Below are 13,347 nucleotides of genomic sequence, written 5' to 3'. Positions count from 1 at the left end.
CCATTTTTTTATTATATGTATTAAATGTAGTTAGCTTATTTTGCTGTAACTTTCTCTTTCTGTTGAAGTGGTATAGAAACATCTATTTGATTTCGAACTAAATCATCTAGGGTTTCACGTTGTCTAATTAGGTGCGCTTGTCCTTTATACCATAATACTTCTGCAGGGCGGAATCTGGAGTTGTAATTGCTAGCCATAGTAAAACAATAGGCACCTGCATTTTTAAAGCAAAGTATATCCCCTTCTGTGATTTCGTTAATTCGTCGATTACTAGCGAAGGTGTCAGTTTCGCAAATGTAACCTACTACTGAATAGAAACGCTCTCTTCCTTTAGGGTTTGATAGATTTTCTATTTGGTGGGATGCTCCATAAAGCATGGGGCGGATTAAGTGATTGAAGCCACTGTCAACTCCTGCAAAAACGGTAGAGGTGGTTTGCTTTACAACGTTTACTTTGGCTAAAAAGTAACCTGCTTCACTCACTAGGAATTTTCCAGGTTCAAATGCTAGGGTTAGCTCTTTTCCATAGCTTTTACAAAATTCATTGAAGCGTTTGGTTAGCTTTTCTCCAAGTTCTTCAACATTGGTTTCAATATCACCTGATTTATAGGGAACCTTAAAGCCACTACCGAAATCTAAAAAATCTAAATCCTTGAAATTTTTCGCAGCTTCAAATAAAATTTCTGCAGCATAAAGGAACACTTCAATGTCCAGAATATCACTTCCAGTGTGCATATGAATACCATTAACTCGCATTCCTGTATTCTCTACAATACGTAAGATGTGTGGTGTTTGATGGATGCTTATACCGAATTTTGAGTCAATATGACCCACAGAAATATTACTATTTCCTCCGGCCATTACATGTGGATTAATACGAATACAAACTGGGATGTTTGGGTGTTTACTACCAAATTGCTCTAATATAGACAGGTTGTCTATATTAATTTGAGCACCTAATGCAGCTACTTCTTCTATTTCTTCAAGGGAAACTCCATTCGGTGTGTAAATTATATCTTCTGGTTTGCATCCAGCAAGCAGACCTAATTTCACCTCTTGTATAGAAACAGTATCTAAACCACTCCCTAGGCTATTAAGTAGTTTTAGAATTGAAATATTGGATAACGCTTTTACAGCATAATTAATACGCAGTTGAGGTACGTTTTTGAATGCTTTAGTGAGACGATTGTATTGAGAAGTGATTTTCTCCGCGTCGTAAACATACAATGGGCTGCCAAACTCTGAGGCAACAGCCAATAAATCTTTTGTGTTCATGAAATTCAATTCTTTAGCGTACAAAAATAGGGTGACTTTTTAGTCGAAAAAAATTTCTAAGGAATAAAATATAAAAAATAAACAAAATGTTACAAATTAAACCATCTTGTGATTTTTAATAAGTTTAATGCGTTGTAAAAAAACAAATTATTTTCGTTTTATTAGGCTAGGTTTGTTACTTTTGTCAGGTCAAAAAAACAATAGTTGATATGAATTTACACGAATACCAAGGAAAAGAGATATTGTCAAGTTTTGGTGTACGCATTCAACGTGGAATTGTGGCTCATAATCCTCAAGAAGCGGTAGCTGCGGCCAAACAATTAACGGCTGAAACCGGAACCCAATGGCATGTAATTAAAGCACAAATTCATGCAGGTGGTCGCGGAAAAGGCGGTGGTGTAAAATTGGCTAAAAATTTACAACAAGTAGAAGAAATAGCTGGTCAAATCATTGGAATGAATTTGATTACTCCTCAAACATCTGCTGAAGGTAAAAAAGTACATCAGGTGTTGATTGCTGAAGATGTGTACTATCCAGGGCCAAGCGAAACGTCAGAGTTTTATGTTTCTGTACTTTTGGATCGCGCCAAAGGGAAGAATATGATTATGTATTCAACAGAAGGTGGGATGGATATAGAAGAGGTAGCTGAAAATACTCCTCACCTTATTTTTACCGAAGAAATAGATCCGGCTGTAGGTATCATGCCTTTCCAAGCTAGAAGAATTGCTTTTAACTTAGGATTGGACGGTAATGCATTTAAAGAAATGACCAAGTTTGTTACAGCATTGTATACTGCTTATGTTGAGTCTGATGCAAGTTTGTTTGAGATTAATCCAGTCTTAAAAACATCTGATGACAAGATCATGGCGGTTGATGCTAAAGTAACCATCGATGATAATGCGTTGTACAGAAGACCTACCTATGCAGAAATGCGTGATTTGCGTGAGGAAAATCCAATTGAAGTAGAGGCAAAGGCGGTTGGTCTTAACTATGTTGCTCTTGATGGTAATGTTGGTTGTATGGTAAATGGAGCTGGTTTAGCAATGGCCACTATGGATTTAATTAAGCAAGCTGGAGGTGATCCTGCAAACTTTTTAGATGTAGGTGGTACAGCAGATGCTAAACGTGTTGAGACTGCGTTCCGAATTATCCTAAAGGATCCTAAGGTAAAGGCTATTTTGGTTAATATCTTCGGTGGTATTGTTCGTTGTGATCGAGTGGCGCAAGGAATTGTAGATGCCTATAAAAATATGGGAGATGAAATAAAAGTTCCTATTATTGTTCGTCTACAGGGTACAAATGCTGAAATTGCAAAAGAACTTATCGATAACTCTGGTTTAGCTGTACATTCAGCAGTTCAATTCCAAGAGGCTGCCGATAAAGTAAAAGAAGTTTTATCGTAAGCTGACTTACTAGATATAGAATAAAAAAGCCACTTTAGTAGAGTGGCTTTTTTAATGATGCTTATTTTATAAATTTTTCCTTATACCAAGCAACTTGGGCCTGGAGTCCTTCTTTAAATGAGGTGGTTGGCATATAATTTAATAATTCCTGGGCCTTGTCAATTAAAGCGGTGGTCCGAAGTTGATCACCAGGACGAGGAGGAGTGACCTCAATAAGAGCTTTTTTACCAATAATTTCTTCAACGAGGTTAATACCGTCCTGAGTAGTGTATTCGATGTTGGATCCAATGTTGATTATTTCTCCGTCTACCAGATCTTCACGACCAACAACTGCAGCAACACCTTTTACAATGTCTCCAACATAGGTAAAGCTACGTGAGTGTTTTTCACTTCCCTTGAATAAAGGGAATGAGGTGTCTTCAAAAATAGCTTTGATAAGTTTAGTGTACAATTTTTCCGGACGTTCCCTTGGTCCATATACAGAATAAAGCCTTAAAGAGCAGGCTTTTATTTTTCCTACTCGTTGTTCTCCAAGTACTAATTGTTCAGCAGCTAATTTGGATGTTCCATAGTAGGAAATAGGTTCAGGAAGAGCCGTTTCAGGCAGGGTTGCTTCTTTACCGTATATAGAAGATGTGGCTATATTAACAAAGAGTTTTACGTTTTTTGCATCATTGATAGCCCAATTTAGTAAATGTTGCGTGGCAAAAATATTGTTTCGTACGTATTCATCTAGTGAAGTGGTGGCGGAAATGCCTGGTTGTGCCGCGAAATGAAAAATATAATCAATATCCTTGGGTAGTAGGGTGCTTAGGTCATCTAATAAATCCGCTTCAATTAAAGTTACCCCTTGGTTCACAATGTCTTGAGCGTTCATTTTTTTTAACGAAATATCATAGTAGCTTGAGAAGTTATCAAGACCATAAACTGTATGTCCAAGTTTGGCGAAATATTCTGCTGTATGTGAACCTATGAAGCCTGCAGCTCCTGTGATTAATATTTTCATAGAAAAAAGAATTATTTAGTAGCCTCTTTTATGATGCCATAAGGTGTCCATGCTTTTTTGTGCTTTTTGACTTCGGCACGTATCTCTAGGTTTTTCTTTAAAGATTCAGAAGTTTTATATCCTCGAGGATGATCTAAGTGAAGGCAAATGGCTTTGTGCCTAATTTGAAATCCTTTAATTCCATAATTTTCCAACCGTTCTCCCAATTCTCTATCTGGCCCGCCATATTTCATTCGTTCATCATATCCATTTATAGCAATCATATCTTTCTTCCAACCTGACGAATTGCAATTGTTGAATGAGGCATTTGTAGGTGTTATAATGTCTAGTAAGGAAGCTGCTGTTTTTCCACTTCCAAGCTTTAACGCTTGAGAAAATCCTACTTTGTCATGAGATTTTAGCCAGTTTAAATCAAAGCATTTCTCAGTTTCGATATCTTCCTTGGTGATTAGTGTACTTAGTTTCATACTTAATTTACAATATCCTCCGGAAAGAAATCTACCTTCTTTAGCATATTGGGCGTGAACCGCAACAAAATCTTTTCTTGGAATGCAATCTCCATCGGTCATTATAATGTATTCATTTGTAGCCTCAGTGATGGCAACATTTAGTATTTCTTGTCTTCTATAGCCTTGATCCTCATGCCATAGATGCGTTAAGTTGACTGGAAATGATTTTTTATAAGATTCGATTAATTCTTTGGTAGACTCTCTTGAGCCGTCATCAGCAATAATTACGTCGAAGTTTTTATAGGTTTGTTTGGAATAGCCTATAAGAACTTTTTCTAGCCATTCTTCGGCGTTATAAGTGCTGATAATGACAGTTATACTGAGGTCTTTCATAAATTTGAGCTAAAATTTTATACAAAAATAAGAAGTACATTTTACATATCTTTGCTTTGATTAGGGATTATTCAGAAATTACAATCTAAGATAAACATCGTTTTATGTACAAACTCTTATTAGGCTTGTTGAAAAAACTCAAGTTCCTACCCCAAAAAACATTCGTGAAGATTTATTATCAATACTACACTGGTAAAAAATTGAACTTGGAAGACCCGAAAGAGTTGAATGAAAAAATTCAATGGCTTAAAGTGTATTATCGCCCAAAAATTTTAAATCAATTAGTAGATAAATATGCGGTAAGATCCTATGTGGAATCTAAAATAGGAGCGCAATACCTAAATGAATGTTATGGCGTGTACGATAGCGTAGGGGAGGTGAATTTTGACGAGTTTCCTGAAAAGTTTGTGCTTAAAGGTGTGCATGGTAGTAATTTTAATCTCATTGTAAAGGATAAATCTAAACTTAATAAAACATATGCTAGATTAAAGATGAGAAAGTGGTTGTGGCATAATTTTTATTATAAAGCAGGTTTAGAATGGGCCTATAAAGATGTGAAGCCTAGGATATTGTGTGAGAAATACTTAGAAGAATTGGATAAAGGACTTTTAAATGACTATAAATTCTTTTGTTTTAATGGAGAGCCTAAATTTATACATGTTGATGTAGCGCGCTTTGGAGATCACAACAGATGTTTTTATGATTTGGATTGGAAAAAGCTCCCATACAAACATTATCTACCGAATGATGCAGAGCCGGAAAGGCCTGAAATGTTAGCTGAGATGATTGAAATCGCCAAAATTTTGTCTGCTGATTTTCCTTTTGTTAGGGTGGATTTGTACTCCTTTTCGAAACGGATTTTATTTGGAGAGTTAACTTTTTATCCAGGAAATGGAGTTTTAGAGTTTTATCCTGATGATTATAATAGAGTGTCAGGAGATTTTTTAAGACTACCGAAACGTAACAAGGGACAAAAGTATATTGAAACATTATAATAAATTGATCCTATGATGCATGAAGAGATACAAATGGCAGTTGAAACCCTACAAAAGGGAGGTCTCATTGTATATCCTACAGATACTGTTTGGGGAATAGGGTGTGATGCTACTAATTCGGAGGCCGTAAAAAAAGTGTATGCCTTGAAGAATCGCGAGGACAGTAAGGCTCTTATTTGTTTGGTGTCTGACATAAGGATGTTGCAAAAACATATTTTTGAGATTCCTGAGGTAGCTTATGATATCATTGATTTAAGCACCAAACCAACTACTATTATTTATGACAAACCTCACGGAATTGCTCCCAATTTAATAGCGGAAGATAATACCTTAGCAATTCGTGTAGCAAGTGACGAGTTTTGTCAAAAACTCATCCGTCAATTCAAGCGACCTATAGTATCTACATCAGCAAATATTAGTGGAGAACCAACTCCTAAAAGTTTCTTAGAAATAGCTCCTGAAATTTTAAAAGGTGTAGACTATGTAGTAAATTTGCACCGCGATAAACGATGTGAGAAACCTTCATCCATTATTAAGTTAAGTACTAATGGAGAAGTGAAAATCATTCGGAAGTAATGTTTGCAGATGTATATGCTTTTTTAACTAAGTATACTGAAGACATTTGATTTTTGGAATTTGATATTCATGAACTACAAACAAGCGATACAAAACCCTATATTTTCTGTAATTTCTGAAGCTGCTCGGGATCTAAATGTGGAAAGCTACGTTATTGGTGGCTTTGTACGTGATTTTATTCTAGAACGAGGTACCCCTAAAGATATTGATGTTGTTGCCGTTGGGAGCGGCATAGAGTTAGCCCAGTCGGTTGCAGCGCGATTACCTGGTAAACCAAAGGTTAGTGTTTTTAAGAACTATGGGACCGCTATGCTAAAAACGGATGATCTCGAGGTAGAATTTGTTGGTGCACGCAGAGAAAGTTATCGTGAAGATTCCAGAAAACCCCTAGTCGAGGATGGCACCTTGGAAGATGATCAGAATAGAAGAGATTTTACCATTAATGCTTTGGCTTTATCACTATCCAAGGAATCTTTCGGAGATTTACTCGATCCATTTGACGGATTTGGTGATTTGAAGAGAAAATTAATTCGCACTCCACTTGATGCCGATATTACATATTCAGATGATCCACTTCGTATGATGAGGGCAATTCGTTTTGCAACTCAACTTTCTTTTACCATCGAAGATGCTTCTCTGGAGGCCATTGAAAGGAATAAAAGGCGAATAGGAATAATCTCAGGAGAGCGCATTGTAGATGAATTAAATAAAATTTTAATGACTCCTAAACCCTCTGTTGGTTTTCAGTTATTACATCAAACGGGCCTACTTGCACTTATTTTGCCTGAGCTTACTGCATTGCAAGGCATAGAAGAAAAGGAAGGTCAACGACATAAAGATAACTTTTGGCATACGCTAGAAGTAGTGGATAACATTGCCCAAGCAACTGATAATCTTTGGTTGAGATGGGCTGCTTTACTGCACGACATTGGAAAGGCACCAACTAAGAAATTCGATAAAAAAATTGGGTGGACTTTTCATAGCCATGAATTTGTTGGTTCCAAAATGGTATCCAAGCTTTTCAAAAGATTACATATGCCATTGAATGAGAAAATGAAATTTGTTCAGAAAATGGTACTAATGAGTTCACGTCCAATAGTACTTTCACAAGAGATAGTAACGGATTCAGCAGTTCGTAGATTGGTTTTTGATGCAGGTGAGTATGTCGAGGACCTAATGACATTATGTGAGGCAGATATTACCACTAAAAACCCCAAGAAATTTAAACGCTATCATCAGAATTTTGCGATTGTTCGACAAAAAATAGTGGAAGTTGAAGAACGTGATCATGTTCGAAATTTTCAGCCCCCTGTAAGTGGTGAGGAAATAATGCAAACGTTTAATCTTCAGCCTTCCAAAGAGATAGGGATGATTAAAGAAGCTATTAAAGAGGCTATATTAGAAGGAGAAATTCCTAATGAACACGAGGCAGCTTATGCTTTTATGTTAGATAAAGGCAAAAAACTAGGACTTATACCTGCTAAGGATCGGCCTTAAATATATTTAATGACTAGATTGAGGAATTAGAAATTTAAATTGTAAACACATGAAAAAGGATAATAAAAAGGTAGTGTATTGGTTGCTTACCGGCTGCTTTTTAATTTTTGTTATGGTGTTAGTTGGTGGGATTACCCGTTTGACACATTCTGGGTTATCAATGTCAGATTTTAAATTAGTCACCGATATGGTTCCTCCTATGACAGATGCCCAGTGGCAAAAGGAGTTCGAAATTTATCAACAGTTTCCAGAATATCAAAAAGTGAATTACCATTTTTCTTTAGAAGATTTTAAAGATATCTATTTTTGGGAATGGTTGCATAGACTTTTAGGACGCGTTTTAGGATTGGTATTCTTACTCCCTTTTTTCTATTTTTTGTTCACTAAACAATTTACAAAGCCCACTTTTTATAAATCATTATTACTATTATTTCTTGGAGGTTTTCAAGGTTTTTTGGGTTGGTATATGGTTAAAAGTGGACTAGTAGACAATCCTGATGTTAGTCATTTTAGACTTGCTATGCACCTAATGGCTGCATTTATAACCTTTGCAGTTACTTTTTGGGTGGCATTGGATCTTATTTATCCCGAGCGAAAACCTCCTATTTCAAAACCTTTTAAACACTTAATCACTGCTACCATTATTGTCCTTTTGTTACAGATAATGTGGGGTGCGTTTGTTGCTGGATTGGATGCGGGATGGATTCATAATCATTGGCCATTAATGACCGATGGTAAACTCATTCATGAAACGGTTTATATAGAACAGGATACCTTGTGGAAGAATATTGTAGAAGGGAAAAGCGGAGTTCAATTTGTTCATCGCTATTTAGCCTATGTTGTAGTGATTTTAGTTGGAGTGATGGCTTTTAAATCACATAAATTACAGCTAACGCCTGCACAACATAACGGGATTAAGGCTACAGTTTTAATGGTGATTATCCAATTTGTTCTGGGCGTATTTACGTTAATCTTGGCCGTTCCGGTGTGGTTAGGAGTAGCTCATCAGATTGGTGCTTTTTTCCTGTTGAGTGCAATGACATTCACACTACACCGTTTTAGCAAATAATTGTACATTTGAAAAGATAAATAAGAAAAATATGATTTATAAATTCAGAGTCATACTAGATGCCGAAGAAGATGTTATTCGAGATATCGCAATAGAATCTGGTGACAGCCTAGAAGATTTACATAATACTATAACGCAGGCTTTCGGATTTGCCGGAAATGAAATGGCATCCTTTTATACAAGTGATGATGAATGGAATCAGGGAGATGAAATATCGTTGTTTGACCTTAGCGATGATGCTTCTGGTAGTGTTCGATTAATGCATAATACTACAATAGATTCAGTAGTAAATGAGTCTGAGAATAAGCTTATTTATGTGTATGATTTTATGAGTATGTGGACATTTTTTGTAGAGATGGTTGAGACGGCTGAACCAGAAAATGGATTGACATACCCTATGCTTCTTTTTGCTCATGGTAATGTACCTGATGAGGCACCTGAAAAGGATTTTGAAGGAGAAGATTTAGACCTTGATGATGATTTCGATGATTTTGGAATGGATATCGAGGATTTTGACGACCTAGATTTTGACGAAAACTGGAATTAAGAAGTTCCCCATTATTTATTACTATTTTATTAAACTCATAATTATCAATTAAGAGAATCTATTACTATGCTCAATTTATATCCTACTCATATTGAAAGTCTTTCGATACATCGTGTCGGTAACAAAAGCCGTAATGAAGGTGTATTTTTATCAGAAGTTCCATACACCCTTAACGATGAGATCACTGGTCTTTTAAAAGAATATTTTTTTAAACCTTTCAGAGAAAAGGAAGAGAATTATTATCGTTTTGATAATGAGGTAGATGTTGAGTTTAATGAATTATTTAAGATTGCTTCTGAAATTTTTGAAAATCCTGCAAGTATACACATGCAGTCAAAAAAAATTGCAACCTTGTTATTTGATCAATCCAATCATCCACATATTAAAAGCGGGGAGGTATATGTTACATTGTTGAGTGATGTAATGGTTGATAATAAGAAGGCTAATGCCATTGGGATTTTTAAGAGTGAAATGAAACATAGTTTTCTTCAGTTTGAAGAAAAACCAGGTTTACTTGAAATATTGGTACAGGAAGGTATAAACATCAATAAACTTGACAAAGGATGTATTATACTAAATGTAAATAAAGAGGAAGGGTATAAGATTCTTTCGGTAGATAGTAATCGATATGATACTAAATATTGGCTTGAGAATTTTTTAGGAGTAGATGTTCTAACTGATGAGAATTTCTTTACAAAGAAATACTTGAAGTTTTGCCAAGATTTTGCTAAGGATGTTGTACTTCCGGCAGAAGATAAGAAAGAAGAAGTGATGTTTATGAATCGTGCAGTAAATCATTTCGCTAAAAATAATGAGTTTGAAGAAACCGCTTTTCTAAATGAGGTGCTGGATAATCCTGATTTAATTCCAGAATTTAAACACTATAAAGTAGAAAGAGGACCTAAGTATAGCATAGAAGATGTTTCTAATTTTCCAATCGCTAACAAAGCAGTGTCAGATGTCCGTAAAAAGATGAAGAACGTAATCCAATTAGATACAAATATTCAGATAAAAATGGATTTTATTAATCCAGAATCCGCTGAGAAATTTGTTGAAAAGGGTTGGGATGAAGAAAAACAGATGTACTATTATTTAGTGTACTTTAATAAAGAACAAAAAGGATAAAGTAAAAATAAAGCGATTGTCTACTGTTGCAGCAATCGCTTTACATTAACGTTTTCATAGTTTCGCAATACAAAATCTAGAGCTGCGGAAAGTACATTCCCCATATTTCTACTTTTTTTAAAGGCAACATCCTGAGTATAGGCAAATATTTCCATTTTTAGCTGGCGAATATTTTCTCTACTAGAAATTTTGTCTGTTCTCATGCAACGCATTAGTTTTTTAATACGTTTTCCTGAACTTTTAATACGTTTGGCTACCATAGAACGTTCTTCAATTTTATATTGATCCACAGAAGAGTGTTGAAGTTTGTCCCGAACCAGCGCAACCATTATATTGTTTTCCTTGAAGAATTGAGGTCTATATACCTTGAATTTTCCTTCATAGCATTGCTGATCAAAATCAATAGCGCGTATACGATACACTACATGATCAAAATCGTGTGTGGGTACAATTACATAATTATAGGATCGCATATCTCCCAGTAGTCGAATCATGCAGCGTTCATTGAATTTTACAAACTCCTTGGCGATTTGTGCTTTTTCGGGTTCTGAACAATGAGGTAACATGTCCTTGATAAAAACATCTCCTGGAATCCCAGAAATATGTTCTTCAATAAGGGTGTCTTTGTATACTAAAAAGTTGAGATTGTATGGTGATAGCATATGTTCAAGTTCCAGGCCATATATACGTGAGGCATCTGTCTTTTTCACGTAGAAGTAGGTGAAATTGTCATTTAGGATGTTTCTTACTTTGATGCGAAAGGGTTTTGAGTTACCAAAGGTGCAGTAATCAATAGTGTCTACGTTAAGATATTGTATAATATCATCACTACCATCGGAATGAAGTATAGAGTACACACGTTTTAGACTCAAATCTATTTCAACTCTTTCAAATTCTGAATAATATACTCTAATCCAGAGAGTGTCCTGATCATGTTGATCATAAACAACCACTGATCCGGAAAAGCGCAACAAATCATCATAGAAAATCGGGATTTCAATATTGCGGTTATAATCTTCTAGGTATTGATGTAATTTTGGTGAAACCGGGTATGCCGGTTTTTTTTTAGACATCAGTTTTTCTTCAGTCATAATAGTATAAAAAGTTCGATGATGTTGATTTATTCATGGAATTTCAATGACTTCATAAATCCCATTACCAATTTTATGTAACAAAATACATTTTTTTTCGTCAACTTAGTAGCTATCAAACAAAACTTTTTCAGATTTGGAAACCATTTTAACAATTCAAAATCTTACCAAAAAATACGGACCGTTAATAGCAGTTAATGATTTGTCCTTTACGATTCAAAAAGGAAATGTATATGGTATTTTAGGTCCTAATGGAAGTGGAAAATCAACAACTTTAGGAATCGTTCTCAATGTTGTAAATCGAACCTCAGGGAATTATCAGTGGTTTGATGGGAGAATAAGCACCCATGAAGCTCTAAAAAAGGTGGGTGCGATTATTGAACGACCCAATTTTTACCCTTATATGAGTGCAGAGGAGAACTTAAAATTGGTTTGTAAAATTAAAGAGGTCCCCTTCCACAAGGTGTATGAGAAACTAGAGCTTGTGGGATTAATTGAGCGCAGAAATAGTAAGTTCAGTACCTATTCCTTAGGTATGAAACAGCGATTAGCAATTGCATCAGCCTTACTAAATGATCCTGAAATCCTCATCCTTGATGAACCAACTAATGGCCTTGATCCACAAGGTATTCACCAGATACGAGAACTAATTAAGAAGATAGCTGCAACGGGAACAACCATTCTTTTAGCTTCTCATTTACTTGATGAGGTAGAAAAGGTGTGTTCACATGTGGTGGTCTTACGGAAAGGGCAAAAACTATATGCTGGACGTGTTGATGAAATGACAAGTAGTAATGGTTTTTTTGAAATGAAGACTAAAGATCTCGTTGCTTTAGAACAATTATTAATGGTGCAACCACAGTTTGGCAGAATTAAAGTAGAAGGAGACTTGTTAACTGCATTTTTATCTGAACCTATGGAGGCGGCATCAGTTAATAAATTACTTTTTGAGAAAGGTATTGTTTTATCTCATTTAGTGAAAAGGAAGGAAAGCTTGGAAGAGCAATTTTTATCCCTTACCAACAACCATTAGTAAATCTAATAGTTATCAACGAATAATCAAATTTAGAAATGAGACGACTTTTATCAATAGAATTTATAAAGCTTTGGAATAGCCGTTCCAGCCGTTTTTTAATCATTGCATATTTTGTATTACTAACTTTTATCGCCCTTATAGCGGCTATAAAATTTGATATAGGACCAATAGAATTCCATTTAGCAGAGCAGGGAATATTTAATTTTCCGTTTATTTGGCATTTCAACACCTATATTGCTGCAGTTTTCAAATTGTTTTTGGCCATAGTGATTGTATCAATGATGGCTAATGAATACAGTAATAAAACACTAAAACAGAATCTAATTGATGGATTGAGTAAAAAGGAGTTTGTGATGTCAAAATTTCTTACTGTGGTAATGTTTTCAGGGATTTCAACCGTCTTTATTTTTGTAGTATCATTGGTTTTGGGGCTTATTTATTCGGATTTTACTGAAGTAGGAATCATATTTTCACAATTAGGATACTTACTCGCCTACTTTTTGAAACTTACGGCATTTTTTTCATTCTGTTTATTCTTAGGAATGTTGGTGAAACGATCCGCTTTTGCGCTTGGTTTTTTGGTGTTGTGGAATATTCTAGAGGGTATAGTGTATGCTTTCTTAAAATTCAAGGTATTTGATAATTCTACAATTGCTGATAGTATTGCACAATTCTTTCCCTTAAATGCGATGAGTAATCTTATTAAAGAACCTTTTACTCGTCTTGGAGCTGTCAAGTCTGTTGCAGCACAGATTGGCGAAGAATTTACTAAAAATTATGCAGTTCAATGGTATGATGTATTGATTGTAACGGTGTGGATTTTTGTTTTTGTGTATGGTACATTATTTATTTTGCGTAAACGAGATTTATAGCTGTTTCTTATAAA

13 protein-coding genes are annotated in these 13,347 nt (G+C 35.2%); 9 read left to right on the top strand and 4 right to left on the bottom strand.

Annotation, left to right across the window (positions count from 1 at the left end; all coding sequences use genetic code 11):
* Positions 1-35 precede the first annotated feature (35 nt).
* Positions 36-1,274, bottom strand: coding sequence for a diaminopimelate decarboxylase (lysA, locus tag PT603_RS07545; RefSeq protein ID WP_008238977.1), 1,239 nt, complete (start codon positions 1,272-1,274; stop codon positions 36-38).
* Positions 1,275-1,483: 209 nt separating this feature from the next.
* Here lysA and sucC point away from each other — a divergent pair, with 209 nt between their 5' ends.
* Positions 1,484-2,677, top strand: a complete 1,194-nt coding sequence (sucC, locus tag PT603_RS07540) for an ADP-forming succinate--CoA ligase subunit beta (protein WP_008238974.1) — start codon at positions 1,484-1,486, stop codon at positions 2,675-2,677.
* A gap of 61 nt (positions 2,678-2,738) precedes the next feature.
* On the opposite strand, the gene PT603_RS07535 is transcribed toward sucC, so the two are convergent.
* Together PT603_RS07535 and PT603_RS07530 are read right to left on the bottom strand one after the other, a co-directional pair.
* On the bottom strand, positions 2,739-3,683 hold the full coding sequence (locus tag PT603_RS07535; RefSeq protein WP_008238972.1) for an NAD-dependent epimerase/dehydratase family protein: 945 nt from the start codon (positions 3,681-3,683) through the stop codon (positions 2,739-2,741).
* Positions 3,684-3,694: 11 nt separating this feature from the next.
* A complete protein-coding gene (locus PT603_RS07530; protein WP_008238970.1) occupies positions 3,695-4,525 on the bottom strand; it encodes a glycosyltransferase family 2 protein in 831 nt (276 codons plus the stop codon).
* A 104-nt stretch (positions 4,526-4,629) separates the two neighbouring features.
* Between PT603_RS07530 and PT603_RS07525 the strand changes: the two genes are divergently transcribed.
* From PT603_RS07525 to PT603_RS07500, 6 genes are all read left to right on the top strand, one after another.
* A complete protein-coding gene (locus PT603_RS07525) occupies positions 4,630-5,520 on the top strand; it encodes an ATP-grasp fold amidoligase family protein (RefSeq protein WP_008238967.1) in 891 nt (296 codons plus the stop codon).
* A 15-nt stretch (positions 5,521-5,535) separates the two neighbouring features.
* Positions 5,536-6,096, top strand: coding sequence for an L-threonylcarbamoyladenylate synthase (locus PT603_RS07520; protein ID WP_008238964.1), 561 nt, complete (start codon positions 5,536-5,538; stop codon positions 6,094-6,096).
* 69 nt (positions 6,097-6,165) lie between these two features.
* Positions 6,166-7,593 (top strand): CCA tRNA nucleotidyltransferase, encoded by a 1,428-nt coding sequence (locus PT603_RS07515; RefSeq protein ID WP_008238962.1) that lies wholly within the window; start codon positions 6,166-6,168, stop codon positions 7,591-7,593.
* 49 nt (positions 7,594-7,642) lie between these two features.
* The gene (locus PT603_RS07510; RefSeq protein ID WP_008238960.1) at positions 7,643-8,662 is read left to right on the top strand and encodes a COX15/CtaA family protein; all 1,020 of its coding nucleotides are present in this window, start codon (positions 7,643-7,645) and stop codon (positions 8,660-8,662) included.
* Positions 8,663-8,693: 31 nt separating this feature from the next.
* On the top strand, positions 8,694-9,209 hold the full coding sequence (locus PT603_RS07505) for an IS1096 element passenger TnpR family protein (protein WP_008238959.1): 516 nt from the start codon (positions 8,694-8,696) through the stop codon (positions 9,207-9,209).
* A 66-nt stretch (positions 9,210-9,275) separates the two neighbouring features.
* Positions 9,276-10,334, top strand: coding sequence for a nucleoid-associated protein (locus PT603_RS07500; RefSeq protein ID WP_008238957.1), 1,059 nt, complete (start codon positions 9,276-9,278; stop codon positions 10,332-10,334).
* A gap of 20 nt (positions 10,335-10,354) precedes the next feature.
* Here the strand turns inward: PT603_RS07500 and PT603_RS07495 are convergent, their stop codons facing one another.
* A complete protein-coding gene (locus PT603_RS07495) occupies positions 10,355-11,425 on the bottom strand; it encodes a hypothetical protein (RefSeq protein WP_008238954.1) in 1,071 nt (356 codons plus the stop codon).
* Positions 11,426-11,561: 136 nt separating this feature from the next.
* On the opposite strand from PT603_RS07495, the gene PT603_RS07490 reads away from it, so the two are divergent.
* A complete protein-coding gene (locus tag PT603_RS07490) occupies positions 11,562-12,458 on the top strand; it encodes an ABC transporter ATP-binding protein (protein ID WP_008238952.1) in 897 nt (298 codons plus the stop codon).
* 38 nt (positions 12,459-12,496) lie between these two features.
* Positions 12,497-13,333 carry an ABC transporter permease gene (locus PT603_RS07485; protein WP_008238949.1) on the top strand — a complete coding sequence of 279 codons (837 nt, stop codon included), beginning with the start codon at positions 12,497-12,499 and terminating at the stop codon, positions 13,331-13,333.
* Positions 13,334-13,347 lie beyond the last annotated feature (14 nt).

Source organism: Imtechella halotolerans, assembly GCF_028743515.2.
GTDB classification, from domain to species: Bacteria; Bacteroidota; Bacteroidia; order Flavobacteriales; family Flavobacteriaceae; genus Imtechella; species Imtechella halotolerans.
Note: the sequence above shows the minus strand (reverse complement) of the source record. Positions and strands in the feature narration are given on the sequence as shown.